This is a genomic window from Achromobacter sp. JD-1 (assembly GCF_038594925.1).
Lineage (GTDB): Bacteria > Pseudomonadota > Gammaproteobacteria > Burkholderiales > Burkholderiaceae_B > Achromobacter > Achromobacter spanius_C.
In genome coordinates this window covers 289,022-310,189 of record NZ_JBCGCS010000005.1, presented here as the reverse complement: position 1 = coordinate 310,189, position 21,168 = coordinate 289,022, and the positions used below count along the sequence as shown (strand labels likewise).

Here is a 21,168-nt window from a genome sequence, read left to right as displayed (position 1 = left end):
ATCATGGAAAAAAGCAATGTGTCATCGGCCGTCGTCGAAGGACGAGCGCAGCCGCGCGGCAAGTTCCCCCACGTCAAGCGTGCGGGTGATTTTCTGTTCATTTCGGGCACCAGTTCCCGGCGCGCCGACAACAGCTTCGTGGGCGCCGAAACCGACGCCATGGGCGTGCTGGATGCCGATATCCGCGCGCAGACGCGGGCGGTCATCGAGAACATCAAGGCGATTCTTGAACGCGCGGGCGCCGGCCTGAAAGACCTGGTCGAGCTTTCCACGTATCTGGTCGATATGGGCGATTTCAAGGGCTACAACGAGGTCTATGCCGAGTATTTCGACTACGACGGCCCCGCCCGAACCACCGTGGCGGTGCACCAACTGCCGCATCCGATGCTGCGCATCGAAATCAAGGCAGTGGCCTACAAGCCACTGTAGAGCAAGCGAAATCACTTCAGCGCGGTCCAGACATGAGCTTCACCGATCTATCTCCCCAACCTCCCTTGTATCCCCCAGAGGCCGAAGACTACGCGCGGTCGGCCCTGGCGCTGTCAGCTGCCGCCGTCCTGCGCTGTGAACGTGTCGCCGACATTCAATACGGCGATACGGACGCGCACCGACTCGACGTGTACCCCAGCAGAAACGCGCACGGACAACCCGGCCCAGTGCTGGTCTTCGCGCATGGCGGCGCGTGGACGAATGGCTACAAGGAGTGGGTGGCGTTGATGGCCCCGGCATTGGTCGCCGCCGGCATTACGTTTGTCTCGGTCTCGTATCGGCTTGCGCCTGGCTACAAATGGCAGGCGCTTCTGGATGATTGCCTGTCAGCAATCTCGTGGGTGTATCGGAACATTCACGAGTACGGCGGCGACCCAAGCCGCATTGCGCTTGGCGGGCATTCGGCGGGCGGCCACTTGATGACGCTTGCCGCGTTAAGCGCCGACGGTCTGACGCGCCACGGCATCCCGGCATCGTCGATAGTCGCGTGCTTTCCGCTGTGTGCGCCGCTTGATATTCGGTATCCCGATCGGCTTGCCGATAGTGGGGAAGAACGTACGCATCAAATTCTTCTACACGACGCGTCGGAAGCGGCGTTGGCAAGTCCGGTTTGTCTGTTGAATGAAGACGCGCCCTTGATGTTGCTGGCCTATGCCAAGGAAGACTTGCCACGCATCATCAAGGGCAACCAAACCATGCAGGCCGAGCTGCGCCGGTTGCAACGGCCCTGCGAAAGCATGGTGCTGCCGGGAGATCATTTTTCGCCGGCGCTTGCGGCGGGGGACGCGGAATATCCCTGGATGAATCGCCTGATTCAAATTTTGCGCGGATGACGTGCAGTCAAACAGGTATGTTGGAGAATCCCATGAAAATTTCCCGATGGATCGCGCTCTTGGCGATCACACTTTCTACGGCCGTGCATGCGCAATCCTGGCCGAGCAAACCCATAAAACTCATCATTCCCTATGCGGCGGGGTCTGGGCCAGACGTGGCGACGCGGCCCGTTGCCGAACAGATTGGAAGGATCCTCAAACAGCCCGTCATCGTGGAAAACCTGTCTAGCGCCGGTGGAATCGTGGGCACCCGCACGGTTGCCAAGGCGGCGCCGGATGGCTACACCTTCGGCTTTGGCAACAACATTACCCTGGCGGTCAACGCAAGCTTCTATAGCAGCCTGCCCTACGACCCGGTCAAGGATTTTGCGCCCGTCGGCTTGCTGTTCGACAACCCTTACATTCTTGTCGCGGGCAAGAACTTCAAGCCGAACTCCATCTCGGAATTGACGGCGTATATCAAGCAGAACCCCGGCAAGGTGAACTTCGCGTCGGGAACCGGGGTAGGTTCGGGTAGCCATTTGACAGGCGAAATGATGAAGGCGGTTGGCGCGCTGGATATCACCCATGTGCCGTATCGCAGCGGCTCCATGGCGCTATCGGATGTCGTCAGCGGCCGGGTCGACGTGATGTTCGATAACGTCAACGGCGTGCAGCAGTTCATCAACGACGGCACGCTGAAAGCGTTCGCGGTCACCAGTCCCAAGCGCCTGGCGACCATGCCGGATGTTCCCACGATGGCCGAATCCGGTTTCCCCAACTTCGAAGCGGTGGCTTGGGGCGGGATCGTGGCGCCCAAGGGTACGCCGGATGCGATCATCAAGCGCATGAACGAAGCGATCGGGCTTGCCCTCAAGACCCCGGAAGTCGAACGGGCGAACGCCACGATGTCGCTCAACCCGATCGCCTCAAGCCCTGAAGCATTCGCGGCATTCATTGCCTCGGAAACCAAACGGTGGGCAGAGACGGTCAAGGTTTCGGGCGCCCGGGCGGAATAGGGAACGCCAAGCGGGCCGACAAGCGACACGGGTTCGCGCCCGCCCGCCGTTGCAGATGCCCTGGTTGATGCAGGGTATCGATTCATCCACCTTGTCTTGGACTTGGGTCGTTCGGTGTATGCTTGCCGCGAAATGCACCGTAGCGGTGCGTGAACTTTAGTCCGGACACCATGACCAAGGCCTTGTTAGTCGAAGACGATGCGAAGCTTTCGCGCTTGATTGCGCAGTTTCTGGAACAACACGGTTTCAATGTCGCCCAGGCCTATCGCGGTGATCATGCGGTGGAGGCATTTCGTCGCCACGAGCCGGCCATCACCATTCTGGACTTGATGCTGCCGGGCCGCGACGGCTTGCAGGTTTGCCGCGACCTGCGCGCCTTTTCAAGTGCGCCCATCCTGATGCTGACCGCCCGCGAAGACGATCTGGACCAGATCCTGGGGCTGGAATCCGGTGCGGACGATTATGTCATCAAGCCCGTGGAGCCGCGCGTGCTGCTCGCGCGGATTCGCGCGCTGATGCGCCGGCACAACCAGGCCGAGGCGCAGCTGGATCACCTGGAATTCGGGCCGCTGTCCATCGACCGCCAGACGCGCGCGGTAAGACTCGCCGGCGTCGAGGTGGACCTGACCACCATGGAATTTGAGATGTTGTGGGCGTTGGCCAGCCAGGCCGGCCAGGTGTTGACGCGCGACGATTTGCTTAACGCGGTGCGCGGCATTGAGTTCAACGGCCTGGATCGCAGCGTGGACGTGTGCGTCAGCAAGCTGCGCCGCAAGCTGGAGGATGATCCGCGCGACCCCACCCGCATCAAGACCATCTGGGGCAAGGGCTATTTGTTCACGCCCAAGGCGCACGAGCTGGGCGATGCTTAAGTTCGTCCTGCGGATCTTCGTGGTCCTGGCGATTGGGTTTGTGTTGTCAAACGAAGCGGTGGATCGGGCCGCGAATTACTTCTTCGAGCCCGAGACCGCGAACTACACGCGCGAGGCGGTGCGCGGCCAGTTACACAGCCTGAAGCAGGAATTGGCCAACGTGCCGCCCGAGGCGCGCCGCGATTATGTGCGCAACACGCTGGCGCCGCATTACGGCTTGGTCTTGCAGGTGCTGGACCCCGCTGACTACCGCGCGGCGGACTTCGCGCTGACCGACGAGGAGCGGCGCACGATCGACTCGGGCGGCTTCTTCCTGCGTGACAATCTGATGAGCTTCGTTGCCGCCATTCCGGGGCCGGGCGCGCAATGGTTGCTGGTCAAGATGCCTCCCGAGCCGCTGGTCGGCACCTGGGTAATCGTTGGCATCTACGTCGCGTTGGGCTTGCTGCTGTGCGGCTTCATGCTGCTGTGGGCGCTGCCGATCTGGCGCGACCTGGAAGCGCTGAAGACCGCCGCGCAGCACATGGGGCAGGGCGACTTGCAAGCGCGCGTGCGGCTGTCGCGTTTTTCCAGCATCCGTGGGCTGGGCGACACGTTCAACCAGATGTCCGATCGCATCAGCGCGCTGATCAGCAATCAGCGCGACCTGACCAACGCGGTGTCGCACGAACTGCGCACGCCCATTTCCCGGCTGTCGTTCGAGCTGGACATGATCGACCGTGAACCCGACCCGGCGGCGCGCAGCCGCCTGGTTGAGGAAATGAAAAGCGATGTGGCCGAACTGGACAGCATGGCGTCGGAATTGCTGATGTACGCGCGCCTGGAACACAAGAGCGACAACGTTGCGCTTCAGGCGCTGGATGCGCGGGGCTGGGTTGATGCCGTCGTACAGCACGCGGCGTTCGAGGCCGGGCTGCTGGGCGTGCGGTGCACGGTGACGCAATGCGATGTGGACGAGGTTCGCTTGCACTCGCGCTACATGACGCGCGCCTTGCTCAACCTGCTGCAGAACGCAATCCGGCACGCGGGCGGGCAGGTTCAGGTTGGATTAACCCGTCCGGCGCCACGGCAGTACGTGCTGACGGTGGACGACGACGGGCCAGGCGTGCCGCCCGCCGATCGTGAACGCATCTTCGAGCCCTTTATCCGCCTGGATGAAAGCCGGGCGCGCGACACGGGCGGCACCGGCCTGGGGCTGGCTATCGTCAGCCGCGTGGCGCGGTGGCACAACGGCACGGCGCTGGTGGCCGACAGCCCGCTGGGCGGCGCCCGCTTCGTGATCAGCTGGAACGCGGCCTGACCGCTCGGCAGCAACAGTCCGCGCACTGCCAGGCATGGCGACACCCGTGTAAAGATCTTCACAAACTCCCTACAAAGCGGGAAAGATCCCGCGCGGAGGCATCGATAGCATCACGGCATTCCTCATTGACAGGGTTTGCCGACCGCCATGTTCTCGTTAAGTCGCTTGGTTGCCATCGGATCGTTGTTGCTAGCCGCGGGCGGTTGCCAGAGCCTGCCCCCCGCCGCGCCGGCAACCATCGCCAAGGACGATTACGCGACGGTGTTGGCATACCTGGCCCTGCGTATCCCCCACGACATGGACGCGGCCAAGGTGCCCGGTGTGTCGATCGCCATCGTGGATGATCAGCGCATCGTCTGGAGCACGGGCTTTGGCTATGCGGATGCGTCGCGGCATCGACTCGCCACCCGCGACACGCTGTATCGCGTGGGCGCCATCAGCAAGCTTGTCACGGCGGCCGCCGTGCTGCGCGCCGCCGACGATGGCCAGCTATTGCTGGACGCGCCTGCCGGAGACGCCTTGCCGGACTGGCACGTGGAACCCCGCCGTAACGCCATGCAGTGGATGGGCTCGGAACCCTATACCGCCCGTAATCTGCTGAGCCTGCATCCGGCCACGCTGGAAGACACGATGGGCCGCGCCCGCGCCGATATGGCGTACGCGCTGCTGGGCGACATGGTGGCGCATGTGGCGCACGAACCCTTCGATACCTACGTGCGCCGCACGATTCTTCAACCCTTGAATATGCCGCGCGCGGGGTTTCAGCCACACGCGCGCATGCTGGAACAGCGCGCGTCCGGCTATCGGCGTGGTCAGCCCTGGACGGAAGCGCCGCAGCCCAACCAGGCGGCGGACGGGCTGTGGACGAGCGCATCCGAGATGGCGCGCTTTTCCAGCATGTTGTTTGCCGGTGGCAACTACGGCGACAAGGACGGTGACAAAGACGGCGACAGATACAACGGCAAGCGGGTGCTGACCGAAAGGTCCGCGCGGATGCTGCTCGGCCTGGAAACCGTGGCGGGTGGCGGTCTGGATCTGGATTGCCGCTTTGCCGTGTCATGGCTGGCCGCGCCTTGCGGTGACGACCTGGTAAGCGCCGCGTCAGTACGGGAACACAGCGGGGCGACGGAAGCTTTCCATGCCCGATGGGTGCTTGCCCCACGGGAAAAGTTGGCCGTGCTGGTCATGAGCAACGCGGATTCCGGCGAATCGCTGGTTGCCTCGGTATCGACGATGGCAATGCGCATGATGCGTCAGGCCAAGTACGGCAGGTAGCCGTTTTGAGACGTTTGGCGACGATCGGGCGCAGCAACCAGAAAATTGTGTAGTTGTATGAAGCGCCCCTGCACGCTTTTTCACAATCGTTAAAGGGAACCCGGAAATTTGCCGGACGCCTCCCGATACATTGCCCGCCAGCGGTCAACCGGCCGCGTCACGGGCAGGGAGGCCGAAGGTGTCGGAAATCGTTGTATATGTCAGAAGCCAGCCGCAGCTCGGCGACCAGATCGTCGCCATGCCGACGTTGTATCAGCTGAAGACGTGGTGGCCGTCGCTGGGCATCAAGGTGGTTGCCCGGGACAATGTGGGCGGCTTCTACCGCGCGCTGCCCTGGGTGGATGAGTTTGTGCGTGCGTCCACATTCGGCGATTACCTGCGTAGCCTGAAAAAAAACACGCGTATATGCGTCAGCCTGCATCACAGCAGCGAACGTTTCGGCGTGGTCAACCTGCTGCGTCGGCCGCCCATCCGCCTGGGCTTCCGTAATGCACGAATCAGCGACCTGGCCTGGACGCATTGCCACCGCAAGGACATCACCGAATATATCGGCCAGGCCAATCTGCGCCTGCTGGCCGCGTACCGTCCGTTTGACCTTGGACGCGCAACGCGCACGTGCTTCCATACGCTGGCGCGCCCGCACCTGGGCAACGTCCACAGCGCCGACGTGGTGATGATCCCTGGTGGCGGTTCTGGCGCGTTCAAGCGTTGGAGCCTGGCGAACTACCTGCTGTTGGCCGACAAGCTCAAGCGGCAGTTGGGCAATGACACCCGCTTCCTGTTCGTGCTGGGCCAGCAAGAGAACGCGGAACGCGACACCTTGCAAGCGATGCAGCGGCCCGACTTCGCCATTGCCTATTGCCGGTCCATTCCCGAGCTAAGCGCCATCATGCTGCGCGCCCGCCTGGTGGTGGCCAATGACTGCGGCCCCTCGCATATTGCGCAAGGTGCTTGTGTGCGCTACGTCGGCGTTTTCAACGAACCGAACCCGGAATGGTTCTGGCAGCGGCCCGGCTCGGCCTCTGTTGTGCCGCGCCATCCGCACGACAAAATCGACGCCATCACGCCTGACGACGTGCTGGCCGCCTGCCTTAATGTATTGGAGCATCATGCGCATACTGCATACGCTGGCTGAACCCAGCCTGGGCGGATTGGAATTCCGCACCCTGGAGCAGGCAAGCTGGCTGCAAGACCATGGCTACGACGTGGCCATCGCGTCACCCTCGGGCAGCGCCGTCAGCCATGCGGCGCGCGAGCGCCACCTGACAACCGTGGACATCGACTTCAAGCCGGCGTATTCGCCGTTGACCGTCCTGGCGCTGCGCCGCGCCATCAAGGCCTTGCACATCCAGGTCATCGACAGCCATAGCCGGGCCGACGGCAAAACCGCCGCGCTCTGCCGCGACCTGTGCGCGGTCGTTCGTACCCGTCATTTCGCCAAGCCGATGCGTACCTCGCCGCGCCGCCGGCTGGAGTGGCACATTGGCTGCGACCACGTCATCGCGACCAGCAACGTCGGCAAGCAGGAACTGCTGGCGGCGCGGTTGGTGCGTGAAGATCGGATCAGTGTCGTGGGCGAATGGGCCGGCGAAGAGTTCTTCCGGCAGGCCGACGAGCCGGACGCGTCCTTGCACATCCGACGCGACCTGCAAATTCCTGCCGCCAACGAGGCTTACGTTATCGCAACCGTCGCGATGCTGCGCCCGGAGAAAGGCCAGGCCGACCTGCTGCGCGCGGTGCAACGCCTGCGTGTCCAAGGGGTGCCCGCCGTGGCCTTGGTCGTGGGCATGGCCACCCCGTCCACCCAAGCGTATGCGTACGAGCTGTACCGCCTGGCGGTGGATCTGGGCATTGCGGAGCATGTGGTGTTCGCCGGCCACCGGACCGATGTGCCCGACATGATCCGGGCCGCTGACGTGGTGATGGTGCCGTCGGCAACGGAAGCCTGGTCGCGCATCGTGCCCGAAGCCTACGCCACGGGCCGGCCTGTCGTGGCCAGCAACGTGGGCGGCTTGCCCGAGATCGTCACGCCTGGCAATACGGGCTGGCTGGCCGCGCCGGGCGACGTCGCGGGTTATGTCGATTGCATCCTGCAAATCCGAAACCGACCGTGGCATACGCAAGCCATCGTGGCCAACGCCCGCGCGTTTGCGGACACGCATTTCCGCTTGGGGGAAAAGATGTTCCGCACGCTTGAGGCGTACCGCCGTGCGATGGATCCGAGCCTGCCCGCTGAAGCCTGCCAGGGTGAGGGGACGTCGGCGTGAACTTGCCCAACGACTATTTGCTTGCCGGAAACGGGGAGCGTGGCCGCACCGGCATCCTGCTGGTTCACAGCCTGGCCGGCACGCCCAAGGAAATGCGCCTGCTTGCGCGCAGCCTGAACCTTCAGGGTTACACCGTGCTGACGGTGACGCTGGCGGGCCATGGCGGCGCGCGGGAACATCTGGTGAACACAAGCTGGCTGGATTGGTTGGCCAGCGTGCGGCGCGGCGCGGATCTGCTGGCAGGCCGGGTCGATCGCCTGGTGGTCGGTGGATTCTCCACGGGAGCCTTGTTGGCGCTGGCCCTGGCGCAGGAACGCCCGCTGCACGTGGCCGGCGTGCTGGCCTTGTCACCCGCTTTCCGACATGACGGCAGAGACATGCCGCGCTATGCCCGGCTGGCCTTCCTGATGCCTGTGTTGCGGGCGCTGGGCATCGGCCAACACCGTGTGTTTGCAGAACGATCGCTCCCAATGGGGCAGCCGGGCACTCCCTGGTGGGCGCTTCCCCAGATGCGAAAGCTGACGGCCTCGGTGTTGCGTCGCATGAATCTATTACGGGCGCCTTGCCTGGTCATGCATGCCCGACACGACGACATCGCGTCCGTATCGAACGCCTTTGAAATCGTGCATCGGGCATGCAATACGAACGTGTCCTTGCAGTTGCTCGCAGACAGCCGCCACCTGATCACGATGGGTCGCGAGCGCCGCGAAGTTGTCGCGCGGGTGGCGGCGTTCGTCAACGGCATTGCCGAGGCGCCCGCGCTTCAGGGGTAAGGCGCTCAGGGCTTGAAGAACGCCGTAGGCGTCATGAGCCGGTTTACCTGGCTGATCAGATAGCCGGCGTCGGCGCTCTTGGTCAGGTAGCCGGCCCAGGCGGGATCTTTCTGTAGCGCCTGGCGCTTGGCGTCGCGGTCGGCGGCGCTGTCATAGACCCAGATGTGCATGTAGCTGTTCACGTCACCCGTCTCGGTCTGCATGTAGGCCAGGGGCTTGCCCAGGTGGCGGCTTTGCACTTCATAGCCGTGTTCGGCATACAGCGCCAGATGCTTCTTGATGGTGCCGGCGCGGCAGGTGTAGGTACGTACGTCGTAAAGCATGGGGTGTCCTCGATTGATGTTGCGAAAAAGTGATCGTCAGTCGACCGTGGCGCCGGACTGTTTCACCAGCACGCTCCAGCGCTCAACTTCCTGGTTCACGTACTTTTGAAAGGCGGCATGGCCGTCGCCGACGGGGTCGGCGCCCAGCCCTTTCAGCTTGTCCTGCACGGCGGGGTCGGCCACGCCTTGGGTGATGGCCTGCGACAGCTTTTCCACCACGGGCTTGGGGGTGGCCGCGGGCACGAAGAGGCCGAACCACGAGCGGGCGTTCATGGCCGGGTAGGGAGTCTCGGAAAACGCCGGCACGTTGGGCAGCGCGGCGTGGCGCTGCTGGCCCGTGACGGCAATCGGCGTCAGGCGGCCGGCCTGCACCTGCGACAGCACTTCCGGCAGGTTGGCGAACATGATCTGGACCTGGCCGCCCATCAGGTCATTGAGCGCTTGCGAGCCCCCTTTGTACGGCACGTGCGTCATCTGCGCGCCCACCAGCGAATTGAACTGGGCACCCGCCAAGTGCGACGCCGTGCCGGTGCCGCCCGACGCGTAGTTCACCCGGTTGCCGTTGGCCTTGACGTAGGCGGCCAGCTCCTCGGGCGTCTTGGCCGGCACCGACGGGTTCACCACCAGCAGCAAGGGCACCGACGCCAGGTTCGACAGGCCCGCGAAGTCGCCCGTCAGGCTGTAGTCCAGCTTGTGATAGAGCGTGGAATTGATGGCGTGGCTGGACGTGGCCATCAGCAGGGTGTAGCCGTCCGGCTCGGCGCGCGCCGCCATGACGGCGCCGATGTTGCCGTTGGCGCCTGCCTTGTTCTCCACCACCACCGGTTGGCCCAGGCGGGTGGACATGGACTGCGCCACGGTGCGGGCGATTACGTCGGTGGCGCCGCCCGCGGCAAAGGGCACGATGATGCGCAGGGGGCGTTCTGGGTAGTCGGCGGCGGATGCCGCGAACGATGTGGCGCCTAGGGTCGCGGCAGCCAGCATCGCGGCCACGGCCAGCCGCCGCAGGGGGCGCAAGGGGGTATTCATAGTCTCTCTCCAGATGTGGATATTTTTTTATGTTTGCGCCGCGCGCCGTGCTTGCGGCCGGCGCGCGGCAATCCGATCCTGAACGTCAGGAAGCGGCAAGCCGCGCCTTTTCGCGCAAGCTGGTCAGGGTGGCCCGAGGCGTGATCACCTCGGGGTCCAGACTGAGTTCGATCAAATACGGCGACCCACTATCCAGCGCGCGCGCCAAGGCGGGCGCGAAGCCTTCGTGGCTGTCCACTCGCTCGGCGGGCACGCCGAACGATTCCGCGTAGGCCACGAAGTCGGGGTTGCAGAGGTCCGTGCCGATGGTCCGGCCCGGGTAGTGCACTTCCTGGTGCATGCGGATCGTGCCGTACATGCCGTTGTTGAACACAATGAAGACGATGGCCAGACGGTGCTGCTTGACGGTGGCCAGCTCTTGCGAGGTCATCAGAAAGCAGCCGTCGCCGGCCAGGCAGACCACCTGCCGTTCGGGGTGGCGCAGCTTGGCCGCAATGGCGGCGGGCACGCCGTAGCCCATGGCGCCGCTGGTGGGCGCAAGCTGGGTGCGAGGGTGGCTGAAACGGTAGTAGCGATGCGCCCAGGCGCTGTAGTTGCCCGCGCCGTTGGTAAGGATGGCGCGCGCGTCCAACCCTTCGCGCAGCGCGACGATGACACGTGCCGGGTCCATGCGCAGCGCGGTGGCGGGCGGTTCGGTGTAGCGCAGGTAGCTCTGCCGCAGTTCGTCGAGCCAGCCGCGCCACGGGGTCGCGTCCAGCGAGTCCAGTGCGGCGGCCGCGTCCGCGAAGGCGTTCAGGCCCGACTGTATTTTCACGGTGGGCTGATACACCCGGCCCAACTCTTCCGGGCTGGCCAGCACATGGATCAGCGTCTGCCTGGGCACGGGAGATTGCAGCAGCGTATAGCCGCCCGTCACCATTTCGCCCAGCCGCGCGCCCACCGCCAGGATCACGTCGGCGCGGCGCACGGCCTCGGCCAGTTCCGGATTGACGCCGATACCCACTTCGCCCACGTATTGCGGATGGTGGTTGTCGTACAGGTCCTGGCGGCGAAACGAGCACGCCACCGGCAGACCGTTGCGGCTGGCGTAGCGGGCCAGGCTGTCCAGGCCCGCATCGGTCCAGCCCGAACCGCCCACAAGCATCAGCGGCCGCCGCGCGCCGGCCAGCAGGGCACGCATGTCGGCAAGCGCATCGGGCGCCGGATGCGCTTGCGGAAACTGAATCGTCCCGCAGTCCTGGGGCGCGGCCAATTCAGTCAGCATGTCCTCGGGCAGCGCCAGCACCACGGGGCCGGGCCGGCCCGACATCGCTACCGAGAACGCGCGGTTCATGTATTCGGTAACGCGCGCGGCGCTGTCGATCTGCGCCACCCATTTGCTGAACTGCCCGAACATGCGGCGGTAGTCGATTTCCTGAAACGCCTCGCGCTCCACCATGTCGTTACCCACCTGGCCCACCAGCACGATAAGCGGCGTGGAATCCTGAAACGCCGTCTGCACGCCGATGCTGGCATTGGTGGCGCCGGGGCCGCGCGTGACCATGCAGATGCCCGGTCGACCGGTCAGCTTGCCGTGCGCTTCGGCCATGAACGAGGCCGCGCCTTCGTGGCGGCAGGACACCAGGCGGATGCGCTCCCGTTCCGTGTACAGCGCGTTCAGCACGTCCAGATAGCTTTCGCCGGGCACGCCGAATACCGTGTCCACGCCGTGTTCCAGCAGCGCGCGCACCACATGCTGGCCGCCCGTCATCAATGTTGGGGTGTCGTTCATCGCAGTTTCAATCAGGCCGCAAGGCGGCGGGTTGGGTCTGGATGAACTGTACGCAGCCCGGCGCCGGGCGCGTTAGGACAGATCAGAGCTTGTATTGCACTTTTTCGCGGATCCGTCCGGCGCGGCCGTCAGCCGATGGGGCGGTCGTACTTCTTGCGGAAATCGCCGGCGGTGCTGCCGGTGTGCTTCTTGAAGAAGCGTGCGAAGTAGGAGGGGTCTTCGAAGTTAAGCTGGAACGCGATCTCGTTGATGCTCAAGCCCGTGTTGCTGAGCAGGCGCTTGGCCTCAAGCGCAATGCGCTCTTGCACCAGTTGGCTGGCCGTGCGCCCCACGCTCCGCTTGACGGCCTCGTTAAGCTGGCGTTCGCTGACGCACAGCGCGTCGGCGTATTGGCGGATGGCGCTGAATTCCAGATAGTGTTCCTCGATCAGCATGGTGAAACGCTTGCTCAGTGAATAGCTGGGGCCGGCGGCCGTCTCGCGTTCGTCAGCCGGGTAGAGGCGGCGCAACTGCGTCAGCAGAATCAGCAGGTAAGAGCGCACCACGTCGAAGCGCCCGGTCTGGCGGTCGCGCGTTTCGCGTTCGATTTCGTTCAGCAGCGGCAGCATGCCGTCGTGCTGCTCGCGCGACAGATAAATGGCGGGCGAGCCGCCCGCCAGGTGGAAGAAGGGAAACTTGGCGATGTCGTCCGCGCGAGGAAACATGTGCGCGAAGAAGTCCGTGCTGATGTTCAGCACATAACCGCGCGGCTTCACGGAAGACGTCCAGGCGTGGATTTGGCCGGGTGACAGGAAAAACACCGAGTGGTCGCGCACCTCGTGCTGCTCGAAGTCCAGCATGTGGGTGCCGCTGGCCTCGCTCATCCAGAGCAGATGGTAGTAGTTGTGTCGGTGCAGGAAGCCGCGCGGTATATCGTCGCGGTCTTGCAGGCGCACCAGATCGAAATAGAACGAACCCTCGCCCGAGAAATCGGAGGTTTCAAAGGTGGGAAACGGTGCGGGGAAGGGCGTGGGTGTGCCTGCGGACAAGCGGGAGTCTCCTGGATGGCGCGCGGGGGGCGGCTCTTTTTTTGCCATGATAAAGGCAAAAAGCGTTGATGGCTGTGTTCACCGCACCGCGAACCAATCCCCATACTGACTGCACGTGGGACGGGAGATCAACGCCGGGCCAAGAAACGGCCCGGCGCCCGTCACATCAGCGTCCCGCCACCTGAAGCAGGGCCTCCGCAAACGCCTGGGGCGCCTCTTGCGGCAGGTTATGGCCGATGCCGCCGGTGATGGTGCGGTGCTCGTATTTGCCGGTGAACTGCTTGGCGTAGGCAGCGGGGGGCGGATGCGGGGCGCCGTTGGCGTCGCCTTCCAGCGTGATCGTGGGCACGCTGATTTTCGGCATCGTTGCCAGGCGCTTTTCCAGATCGTCGTACTGCGCTTCGCCTTCCGCCAGCGCCAGGCGCCAGCGGTAGTTGTGGATGACGATCTCTACGTGATCCGGATTGTCGAACGATTGCGCCGACCGCTGAAAGGTGGCGTCGTCGAACTTCCACTGAGGCGACGCCAGTTGCCAGATCAGCCTGTTGAAGCCGTCGCGGTTGGCGGCGTAGCCCGCCGCGCCGCGCTCGGTGGCGAAGTAGAACTGATACCACCACTGGAATTCCGCCTGCGGCGGCAGCGGCTTGCGGTTGCCCTCCTGGCTGCCGATCAGGTAGCCGCTGACCGAGACCAGCGCCTGGCAGCGTTCGGGCCACAGCGCGGCCATGATGTCGGCGGTGCGCGCACCCCAATCGAAGCCGGCAATGACCGCGCGTTCGATCTTCAACGCATCCATCAGCGCAATGATGTCGACGGCAATGGCCGCCTGTTGGCCGTTGCGAGGCGTGTCCGATGACAGAAAGCGCGTGGACCCATAGCCGCGCAGATAGGGAATGATCACGCGGTAACCGGCGGCGGTAAGCCGGGGCGCCACGTCGGCGAAGGCGTGGATATCGTAGGGCCAGCCGTGCAGCAGGACGGCGACGGGGCCGTTGGCCGGTCCCACGTCCACGTAGCCCACATCAAGGGTGCCCGCGCGGATCTGGCGGATATCGCTGAACGGCGTGGCGCCGCCACCGCCTGCGGTGTTCGAGGATGAGGGTGTTGCCTTGGCCAAAGCGCTGCCGCTTGCGGCAAGGTTCAGCAGACTGGCGGCCGCCAGCGTCGATGTCGTGGCAAGCAGGCGGCGGCGTTGCGGGTCGATGGGGTTCTTCATCGTGAATGCTCTTTGAAAAGTTCGCGGGGTTGGGCTTGCTGCGAACGATTTATAGGGGCTGCGCGATGGCGTTGGGTGTCGGAATGTATGGTGCCCAGGGGCGGATACAGTGCGATGCAAAAAGGGTGATTTCAATCGTGGATGCACTGCTTATCCTCCGCACGTCAATGCGAAGTAGGAGCCGCCTGTGAGCTCAGGCGGTTCCCACTGCGGCTCCCACTGCGGCTCAGTGCCGACTCGATTCCCTTGCCCGATCCAGCATGCCTTCGGTTAGCGTTGCAATGTGGTCGCAAAGGCTCTCCGCCCCGCCCATCAGGTCGGATGCCGTGCATGCGTCGAGCGCGCCTGCGGGGTCACCGTCAGTATCCGAGTAATGGTTGCCAACGATGCGCACGATGGCTTTGATGGCTTGGACGCTTCTGTCGATAAGGTAGATATCAGCCAGCCGGACGACGCCGTGTTCCGGGTCGTCGCTGATGGTCCAGCGATCATGAGTGTAGGGATGACTATCCAATGCGGCCTCCGTCGTTTGGAAGCCCGCGCCCCGCTGTCATTCGGGGTGGGCGGGCACAAGGCCGGGTGACAGACCGGTAACAACGGAAACCGGCGCACGCAAGCGTGCCCCAGCCAAGGCCCGCCCATAGAGGCGTGCAAAGGCCTACGAACAAAAAGCCGCATTGCTGCGGCGAGTTGTTCGCCGTTGTTAGTGCCGGCTGTCATCCCGGGCGCCCGTTGTTGCGGTCGCGGGTGGAAGTATACGAGGTATGACCGGGTGGACGCTGTCTGGCACTGATGCTTGGCACAGTCGTTGCCATTTTTCGAGGTATTGATGGCTGAAATTTGCTGCGGGTATTCCACCGAAGCCGCGGATGATTGCCTACCAATCGAAGCGCTCATCTCGTTCCCGGTCGAGGTTGGCTTCCCATTGCCTCGCTTTCTCGACCTCTTCACGCAATTCTGGCATGGCAGTTTTTGCCCAATCCCGAATTCGTTGATCTGGATCGTCCGCGAGTCCTGCCAACAGCGCTTCTCGACGGGAAAGGATGTCAGCCAGCGATCCGCTCCAACCGGAAGGTCTGAAATGGGCAGCGAACTCCCGCAGTACGGCAACCGGATCAGGCGCGCCATGAATAAGCTTCAATGCCGTCGGCGTCCAGCATAGTGCTCCATTCGGGTCATCATCATCGGGCGCGATGTTTGGGTTCTGCGCACTTTTCGGCCCGCCCCAGCCCTGGATGGCTGCCGCAATCGCAGGAAATCGCGTCTCCGGTTTTTCTTGCGCCCATCGGAGAAGCTCCTCGTCTGCGACCTTCCGAAGCGGGCACGGGCCGTCGTCTCGAATGTTCCCAAAGGATTCGAGACGAGCGCCGGAGTCGTCGTTCTCCGGCTCCAATGCGGCCTCCAGGACCACTCGCGGAAAAATCCCCGCTAGCTCGGCTATGACTTCGCGGTAGTCCCAAGGCGATACCTTCCATTCTGCAATCGCGTCGAAGAGTCGTACGCAGATTCTCTTGGCGAGCTCGGCGTCTTCCGGATTGACTAGGCAACGCCGCACAATGTCCGCAAGCATGTGAGGCTCTCGATCCTTGTTCTGATCAAAAGGAACTCTGCAAAGCAGATCTCTAGCTACTTCCTTTTCGACATCGAGAACGGGCCGAGTGTCGGATCTCACGGAAAGTAAGCGGACGTAGAGGATCTCTATCGCTATTTCCAGGCTATCGTTCCTGGCGGCTAATGCCGCCAGCAGAGCCTTGAAGTCGTTTCCTTCCAAATCATCCGTTGATCGTCCTGCGGCCAAGTTCCTCAGAGCCCGTACTGGGAACTCGGGCAGTGAAATGGCAGCAATTAGTCGCCTGCTGCCGACCTTATCGACGCCCACGCATCGTTGCATGTGAGGCAGAAATACGTGCCAGTCTTGGTTGGCGAGCGCTGTATCGAGAAGCTTGTTAGTCCATGCGCGATCCCGTTCAGATAACCCTAGCAGAAAGCCGCCGGGGAACGAATACAACCTGTCGCCACGTTCAGGCTTGAGAACAGCGTCCTCGATAATCTTCCAAACCTCATCAGGGTTCACGGAGTGCTTTCCGATCCATCTGGCGACGCTGAAAACTCGATCCGATGGCGAAGTGAGCAACTTTGGAAGGTGGGTCCGGAGATCGTCGAGACTCGCTGCAAGCTCAATTCCAATACCTTCACAAATCTCGTCGATTCTCTTCAGCGTTTTTTCGTGACGTCTTTCATCATCGACATCGACGTCCGCGAGGTCAAGCGGACTCCACTGTGCGGGAAGTACGTAGCATGCTATCCGCTGCGTCAGCGTCCTTGGGGCCACCTTTAGCTCCAGATTCGATAGCTTACTTATCCCCTCATTGTTCGTGGCTCTCGTTGCCTTGCGCAATGCGGCGCGAACGCCAACCATACCTTCTGGCCATCCTCCATCATCGACGAAACGCTCGGCAAGTGCGATCAAGTCATCGAGCCGAACCAGCGGGACAAGAACGTCAAAATGGGCGGCGATCTTCGACTTAACCCGTGCCTTTATTGCCGGAATTTTCGAGAGATCATCTGCTAACGAGAAGGTTTCGGCATACCAATCCCATTGTTCGTTGTAGGTTGTCGGGTGGTAACCGAAGTCGCGCTTCCTCGCGCCAAATTCGAATCTATAGGAAGAAGAGAAATGGCCGCCCTGAAGCATCGCATCGAACGCTGCTAGAACTACGGCCTGATCCAGTTCAGATTCATGTTCTGCTAGTTTTCGGAGAAAATCAGCTCGCTGCTTCGGCGGCGCATGCGTCCCGGATAGATAGATATGAAAAAGCGATCTAAATACGTTGATCGCTTCGCTCATGTTGTTGGACTTGGTCTTCAACCGTGCAAACTGGGCGATCAGTCCGGTTGCTTGATTAAAAAATTCGGATTCGTAGGCAATAGAGCGAAGAAGCTCAACTAGAGCATCGGCATTCGGATTGTTGTCAAAGAACTGGTCGTTCTTCATTGCCGTGCTGTGGATGGCATTCAGCACTGCTTTAGGATGTACGGGCGCGACATTGGCGAGCACCACCATCCCAAAGGGCGAGAGATTTGCGATTTCCGCAAGCATGCCGCCGCTCGCTAGCCATTCGCTCACAATATGTTGTGCAGGGGAATTGTCGTGAAGGCAGCCCAAGCGGCGTGATAACGATTTCAGAAGCCTTTCAGGTGAGTTCTGAATAAACGCCTTAAGGTCGCGGGCCGGTAAGTCTTCTAGCGCGAGCTTCGCGAGCCGGTACGCCAGAGCGTGGGGTAACAGCGCGCGCCACCGCGCGCGGGCCTGAATGAGCTGACGCCTTTTCAACTCTGCTGCGTGGCTGTGCAGGTCAGAGACGGATTGTCCTGCCAACGTGGCGAGCAGGGGTAGCTCCGCATCATTACCCTCCATTGTTTCGACATCAAAGGAGTAAACCAACGAAAAGACCTTAGCCGCACGAAGCAGAGCGGGATTGTCACCCTTTTTTTGTCGGAACAATCGATTGAAGAGCTCGGAATCTTTCAGATTTGCTAGTGATTGCCCTTCGTTAGAAGTGTTCGCGAGGGCCAACGCGATTCTGAAGTTTCCCTCTGAGAAGTCCGCGATAGTTTGAATTTCCGGTGGGGAGAGATTTGGATATCTAGGCCTGAGAATCTTCTCGATGATATCTTTTGATGCTGGTTCGAGTTTGAAGACATCAGTGTTCTCAGGTTCATCGTCACTTATGTCGTACTCAACAGTGATAAGGCTGATCGAACTATCATTTGACAAACGCGTGGCCAATTTTCGGTGCAGCTCGATCCCGCAGTTGTCAACAATCAAGATGCACCTCTGACCATTGGCCTGAATTCTGCTGAGGAGTTCTGCCGGAACTGGGTCCGGGTTGTCCCCCAAATCAGCGTAGACGGCGAGATTTCTATCTAGCGGTATGGTGCCCACTCGATCGTCAAACAGGGCTTGAACAAGCCGCGTCTTCCCAACTCCAGAGAGTCCGACAAGGCGTACAACACCCCTAGGTTCACTCAAGATTGAGCGAAGCCGATTTATCCCTTCTTCGGCTTTTAGACCTTTGTTGTTTGGATTGGCGCCGAATAGGCGCACGCGGTCATCCAGGACGTATTGGCCGTCGACAGCCTCTGGCGAACTGGACCAATCATGGAACGGCCTCCAGCCGGAAATCGGCAGACCCACGCGCTCGCGGACCCACGGAATGATGCCGGGATGTTGGTTGACCCAACTGGCGATGCGGCGCTTGTCGTAGAAATCTACGAACAGCGACTCAGAGTTTGGTTCATCAGCAACGGCGTCCGCCATTGCTTTCTTGCGATTCTTCAGGCTTGTGTCGGAGACAGAACCTTTGGAGCTGACAATAATGTAAGCGCCGTTGCTCGTGATGAGTTCGCGGATGCTGTCGCGCAATGCACCTTTGGGGCACATCTCCTTCTTAATGTCCGCCGCGCTGAACGTTTCCGCCTTTGCTTGATACCCGGTTGCTAGGCGCGGGATAAAGCCGTCGATCCTGCCGCTTGTGAGTGCTACGCGAACATCGATCCCACCATCCTTCGCAAGTTGATGGCCTCCATACGTCACTGTTGATGCCGAGTGTCCGGCATTTACGACTTCTCGCTCGGCTAAATAGCCCACGAGCGTGCGCAGATCAACGTCGCTGAGCGCCTCGATATGCGTTGGCGTGACCTCGAAGATCATTTAGTTTCGTCTCCACTTACTGCCGTGGTCAGCGACGCCAGAAAGACCAGATGACAGTTCATAGCGTGAAGTTCTCCGGACTGTGTTTGAGGTGTACTGCGCCAGCTGCATGTCTTGCTCGCGATGGCCTACTTCGTGTGCGCAGGGACTTCCTCTGCATTCGTGCTCGTCCCCGCCTTTTTCTCTGTCCATAGCAGCATCGCATCCAATGCGGGACACAGCGCCTGCCCCCATTCCGTCAACCGGTATTCCACTTTGGGCGGTACTTCCGGATAGACCGTGCGCGACACCATCCCGTCGCTTTCCATCTGCCGCAACTGTTGCGCCAGCATTTTTTGCGAGATGCCAGGAATCAGTCGTTCAAGGTCGGAATAGCGTTGGACCTTGCCATCGAACAGATGAAAGAGAATAAGCAGTTTCCAGCGGCCTTCGAGCAAGCGTATGGCCTGCTCGACGTCTCGGGCGGCGGTCTCGGGCGTGTATTGCTTTCTCATGGGGGAGTCGCTAACTTTTTCGTGCGTTCTTGTCGGCGGGGCGTAGGGTGCGGACAATTATCGCACCGCAACTTCGCTTAGCGAGAACCTATGCCTATTCCCCTACCTGATCCCATCGGCGCCCATTTCAACGCAGGCGGCCGGACCAATGTCGCCCCACTTGCTTGGGAGCTTGGCTGATGACCATGGACCTGCAACTGAAGGGCAAGCGCGTGTTGGTGACGGCCGGCACGCAAGGGCTGGGCAAAGCAGTCGTTGAGTTGTTCGCCGAACTGGGTGCGACGGTGTTGACGACCGCGCGGAACGAGCCAGCGGACGCACGCGGCGCGTTGTTTGCCTTGGCGGATCTTTCAACCGTGGAGGGGTGCGATGAGGTAGTGCGCGCCGTCGCGTCGAAGTTGGGCGGCGTGGACGTCATCGTCCATGTGTTGGGCGGGTCGTCCGCGCCCGGCGGCGGCTACGCTGCGCTGGACGAAGACGTGTGGCAGCGCGAGCTGGCGCTCAATCTCTTTCCCGCCGTGCGGCTGGATCGCGCCTTGCTGCCCGGCATGGTGGCGCAGGGCGGTGGCGTGGTGGTCCACGTTACGTCGATCCAGCGTGCGCTGCCGCTGCCGGAAGCGACCACGGCATACGCCGCCGCCAAGGCCGCGCTTTCCACCTATAGCAAGAGCCTGTCGAAGGAGCTTGCGCCCAAGGGCGTGCGGGTGGTGCGGGTGGCGCCCGGGTGGATCGAGACGGAAGCCGCCGTCGCCCTGGCCCAGCGGCTGGCCAGCGAAGCGGGCACCGATTACGAAGGCGGCAAGCAGATCATCATGAATTCGCTGGGCGGCATCCCCTTGGGCCGGCCCGCCAAGCCCGCCGAGGTCGCTGACCTGATTGCCTTCCTGGCATCCAGCCGTGCAGCCGCCATCACGGGTACGGAGTATGTCGTGGACGGGGGAACGATACCCACGGCTTGATGCCAGGCCCCCTGGCATCTGATCAAACGCGGATTCCACTTTGCCTGACCGCAGACTTTGTCGCTTGTGGTCAATCCCCGTGCGCGTGCTGGCAATTCCGCCGGGGCGGGCGCCCCTAACATTCCCTGCATCTTCCCCGCATTCTTCCCGTGCAGGTTACTGATTAGGCGCCACGCCCCGCTCCCCATGATCACGCTCTACGACCATCCCCGATCCGGCAACTGCTACAAGGTGCGCCTTTTTCTGTCGCTGATCAATTTGCCCTATCGGCGCGAATTCATCGATGTGCTGGCGCGCAAGAACCAGACCGACGCGTTTGAACGCATCAGCGCGTGGCGGCAAGTACCGGCGATTGACGACGACGGCCTGGCGGTTTGGGACAGCCACGCCATCCTGGTTTACCTGGCGCAGAAGCACGCCCCGCAATGGTTGGCGCCGCTGCCGCATAGCGCGCATATGGTCTCGTGGATATCGGTGTCGGCAAACGAGATTGCCAACAGCTTGCAGCCGCTGCGCCTGACCAAGGTGGTGAGTCTTGCCGAGGCCGCCCATCACCTGGGTGTAAGTGAGGCCATGCTTGATGTGCAGGGGCTGCAACAGCGGACCGATCGTTTGCTGAGCCTGCTTGAAAAGCGCCTTGCCGCAAGCCCTTGGCTGGCAACCACACCCAGCGTTGCGGATATCGCCTGCTATGGCTATCTGGCATTGGCCGAAGAGGCCGAGATTGATGTGAACGCCTATCCCGCGATAGCGGCATGGCGCCGTCGTATTGAAGCACTGCCGGGCTACGTCGCGCCCGGACAGGTGACGTAAGCGAAATTCGCCAC

The 21,168-nt window shown here is 62.1% G+C and carries 20 protein-coding genes; 11 read left to right on the top strand and 9 right to left on the bottom strand.

Translation table 11 applies throughout. The features are described from left to right. Positions 1-3 precede the first annotated feature (3 nt). Positions 4-429 (top strand): RidA family protein, encoded by a 426-nt coding sequence (locus tag WBR68_RS11045; protein WP_230694198.1) that lies wholly within the window; start codon positions 4-6, stop codon positions 427-429. A 113-nt stretch (positions 430-542) separates the two neighbouring features. On the opposite strand, the gene WBR68_RS11040 is transcribed toward WBR68_RS11045, so the two are convergent. Beyond that, positions 543-674 carry a hypothetical protein gene (locus tag WBR68_RS11040; protein ID WP_342490500.1) on the bottom strand — a complete coding sequence of 44 codons (132 nt, stop codon included), beginning with the start codon at positions 672-674 and terminating at the stop codon, positions 543-545. Between WBR68_RS11040 and WBR68_RS11035 the strand changes: the two genes are divergently transcribed. The 8 genes from WBR68_RS11035 to WBR68_RS11000 all read left to right on the top strand — a co-directional run bounded on the left by WBR68_RS11035 (position 618) and on the right by WBR68_RS11000 (position 8,807). Continuing rightward, on the top strand, positions 618-1,322 hold the full coding sequence (locus WBR68_RS11035) for an alpha/beta hydrolase (protein WP_230694224.1): 705 nt from the start codon (positions 618-620) through the stop codon (positions 1,320-1,322). The two genes, WBR68_RS11040 and WBR68_RS11035, sit on opposite strands and share 57 nt — an antisense overlap. Positions 1,323-1,354: 32 nt before the next feature. After that, positions 1,355-2,320, top strand: coding sequence for a Bug family tripartite tricarboxylate transporter substrate binding protein (locus WBR68_RS11030; RefSeq protein ID WP_083447258.1), 966 nt, complete (start codon positions 1,355-1,357; stop codon positions 2,318-2,320). 170 nt (positions 2,321-2,490) lie between these two features. Further along, a complete protein-coding gene (locus WBR68_RS11025) occupies positions 2,491-3,192 on the top strand; it encodes a response regulator (protein ID WP_050445524.1) in 702 nt (233 codons plus the stop codon). Then, positions 3,185-4,492 carry an ATP-binding protein gene (locus WBR68_RS11020; RefSeq protein WP_050445523.1) on the top strand — a complete coding sequence of 436 codons (1,308 nt, stop codon included), beginning with the start codon at positions 3,185-3,187 and terminating at the stop codon, positions 4,490-4,492. The genes WBR68_RS11025 and WBR68_RS11020 overlap by 8 nt, the downstream gene beginning before the upstream one ends. A 147-nt stretch (positions 4,493-4,639) precedes the next feature. Next, positions 4,640-5,767, top strand: coding sequence for a serine hydrolase domain-containing protein (locus tag WBR68_RS11015; RefSeq protein WP_230694197.1), 1,128 nt, complete (start codon positions 4,640-4,642; stop codon positions 5,765-5,767). Between the two features lie 178 nt (positions 5,768-5,945). Beyond that, positions 5,946-6,902, top strand: a complete 957-nt coding sequence (locus WBR68_RS11010) for a glycosyltransferase family 9 protein (RefSeq protein WP_127185703.1) — start codon at positions 5,946-5,948, stop codon at positions 6,900-6,902. Continuing rightward, the gene (locus WBR68_RS11005) at positions 6,877-8,034 is read left to right on the top strand and encodes a glycosyltransferase family 4 protein (RefSeq protein ID WP_127185702.1); all 1,158 of its coding nucleotides are present in this window, start codon (positions 6,877-6,879) and stop codon (positions 8,032-8,034) included. Before WBR68_RS11010 ends, WBR68_RS11005 begins: the two co-directional genes overlap by 26 nt. Beyond that, the gene (locus WBR68_RS11000) at positions 8,031-8,807 is read left to right on the top strand and encodes an alpha/beta hydrolase (protein WP_230694196.1); all 777 of its coding nucleotides are present in this window, start codon (positions 8,031-8,033) and stop codon (positions 8,805-8,807) included. The genes WBR68_RS11005 and WBR68_RS11000 overlap by 4 nt, the downstream gene beginning before the upstream one ends. A 5-nt stretch (positions 8,808-8,812) precedes the next feature. On the opposite strand, the gene WBR68_RS10995 is transcribed toward WBR68_RS11000, so the two are convergent. The 8 genes from WBR68_RS10995 to WBR68_RS10960 all read right to left on the bottom strand — a co-directional run bounded on the left by WBR68_RS10995 (position 8,813) and on the right by WBR68_RS10960 (position 19,382). After that, positions 8,813-9,130 carry an NIPSNAP family protein gene (locus WBR68_RS10995; protein WP_230694195.1) on the bottom strand — a complete coding sequence of 106 codons (318 nt, stop codon included), beginning with the start codon at positions 9,128-9,130 and terminating at the stop codon, positions 8,813-8,815. 36 nt (positions 9,131-9,166) lie between these two features. Then, positions 9,167-10,159: a Bug family tripartite tricarboxylate transporter substrate binding protein gene (locus tag WBR68_RS10990; protein WP_230694194.1), complete on the bottom strand. Its 993-nt coding sequence runs from the start codon at positions 10,157-10,159 to the stop codon at positions 9,167-9,169. An 85-nt stretch (positions 10,160-10,244) separates the two neighbouring features. Further along, positions 10,245-11,930 carry a thiamine pyrophosphate-binding protein gene (locus WBR68_RS10985; RefSeq protein WP_230694193.1) on the bottom strand — a complete coding sequence of 562 codons (1,686 nt, stop codon included), beginning with the start codon at positions 11,928-11,930 and terminating at the stop codon, positions 10,245-10,247. A gap of 128 nt (positions 11,931-12,058) precedes the next feature. Then, positions 12,059-12,958, bottom strand: a complete 900-nt coding sequence (locus WBR68_RS10980) for a helix-turn-helix domain-containing protein (RefSeq protein WP_230694192.1) — start codon at positions 12,956-12,958, stop codon at positions 12,059-12,061. Between the two features lie 166 nt (positions 12,959-13,124). Further along, positions 13,125-14,174, bottom strand: coding sequence for an alpha/beta fold hydrolase (locus tag WBR68_RS10975; protein WP_230694191.1), 1,050 nt, complete (start codon positions 14,172-14,174; stop codon positions 13,125-13,127). 226 nt (positions 14,175-14,400) lie between these two features. Continuing rightward, on the bottom strand, positions 14,401-14,688 hold the full coding sequence (locus tag WBR68_RS10970) for a hypothetical protein (RefSeq protein WP_230694190.1): 288 nt from the start codon (positions 14,686-14,688) through the stop codon (positions 14,401-14,403). A gap of 363 nt (positions 14,689-15,051) precedes the next feature. Continuing rightward, complete coding sequence (locus WBR68_RS10965) at positions 15,052-18,888, bottom strand: hypothetical protein (protein WP_230694189.1); 3,837 nt, start codon at positions 18,886-18,888, stop codon at positions 15,052-15,054. Positions 18,889-19,016: 128 nt separating this feature from the next. Continuing rightward, a complete protein-coding gene (locus WBR68_RS10960; RefSeq protein ID WP_050445516.1) occupies positions 19,017-19,382 on the bottom strand; it encodes a winged helix-turn-helix transcriptional regulator in 366 nt (121 codons plus the stop codon). 179 nt (positions 19,383-19,561) lie between these two features. On the opposite strand from WBR68_RS10960, the gene WBR68_RS10955 reads away from it, so the two are divergent. Further along, complete coding sequence (locus WBR68_RS10955) at positions 19,562-20,341, top strand: SDR family oxidoreductase (RefSeq protein ID WP_230694188.1); 780 nt, start codon at positions 19,562-19,564, stop codon at positions 20,339-20,341. Between the two features lie 186 nt (positions 20,342-20,527). After that, positions 20,528-21,154: a glutathione S-transferase family protein gene (locus WBR68_RS10950; protein WP_230694187.1), complete on the top strand. Its 627-nt coding sequence runs from the start codon at positions 20,528-20,530 to the stop codon at positions 21,152-21,154. Positions 21,155-21,168 lie beyond the last annotated feature (14 nt).

What these genes read in the sequence shown, in the direction of transcription:
- WBR68_RS11045 (WP_230694198.1), top strand. Translation starts at nt 4, where the DNA reads ATGGAAAAAAGCAATGTGTCATCGGCCGTCGTCGAAGGACGAGCGCAG.
- WBR68_RS11040 (WP_342490500.1), bottom strand. Translation starts at nt 674, where the DNA reads ATGCGCGAAGACCAGCACTGGGCCGGGTTGTCCGTGCGCGTTTCTGCT.
- WBR68_RS11030 (WP_083447258.1), top strand. Translation starts at nt 1,355, where the DNA reads ATGAAAATTTCCCGATGGATCGCGCTCTTGGCGATCACACTTTCTACG.
- WBR68_RS11025 (WP_050445524.1), top strand. Translation starts at nt 2,491, where the DNA reads ATGACCAAGGCCTTGTTAGTCGAAGACGATGCGAAGCTTTCGCGCTTG.
- WBR68_RS11020 (WP_050445523.1), top strand. Translation starts at nt 3,185, where the DNA reads ATGCTTAAGTTCGTCCTGCGGATCTTCGTGGTCCTGGCGATTGGGTTT.
- WBR68_RS11015 (WP_230694197.1), top strand. Translation starts at nt 4,640, where the DNA reads ATGTTCTCGTTAAGTCGCTTGGTTGCCATCGGATCGTTGTTGCTAGCC.
- WBR68_RS11005 (WP_127185702.1), top strand. Translation starts at nt 6,877, where the DNA reads ATGCGCATACTGCATACGCTGGCTGAACCCAGCCTGGGCGGATTGGAA.
- WBR68_RS10995 (WP_230694195.1), bottom strand. Translation starts at nt 9,130, where the DNA reads ATGCTTTACGACGTACGTACCTACACCTGCCGCGCCGGCACCATCAAG.
- WBR68_RS10990 (WP_230694194.1), bottom strand. Translation starts at nt 10,159, where the DNA reads ATGAATACCCCCTTGCGCCCCCTGCGGCGGCTGGCCGTGGCCGCGATG.
- WBR68_RS10985 (WP_230694193.1), bottom strand. Translation starts at nt 11,930, where the DNA reads ATGAACGACACCCCAACATTGATGACGGGCGGCCAGCATGTGGTGCGC.
- WBR68_RS10975 (WP_230694191.1), bottom strand. Translation starts at nt 14,174, where the DNA reads ATGAAGAACCCCATCGACCCGCAACGCCGCCGCCTGCTTGCCACGACA.
- WBR68_RS10965 (WP_230694189.1), bottom strand. Translation starts at nt 18,888, where the DNA reads ATGATCTTCGAGGTCACGCCAACGCATATCGAGGCGCTCAGCGACGTT.
- WBR68_RS10960 (WP_050445516.1), bottom strand. Translation starts at nt 19,382, where the DNA reads ATGAGAAAGCAATACACGCCCGAGACCGCCGCCCGAGACGTCGAGCAG.
- WBR68_RS10955 (WP_230694188.1), top strand. Translation starts at nt 19,562, where the DNA reads ATGACCATGGACCTGCAACTGAAGGGCAAGCGCGTGTTGGTGACGGCC.
- WBR68_RS10950 (WP_230694187.1), top strand. Translation starts at nt 20,528, where the DNA reads ATGATCACGCTCTACGACCATCCCCGATCCGGCAACTGCTACAAGGTG.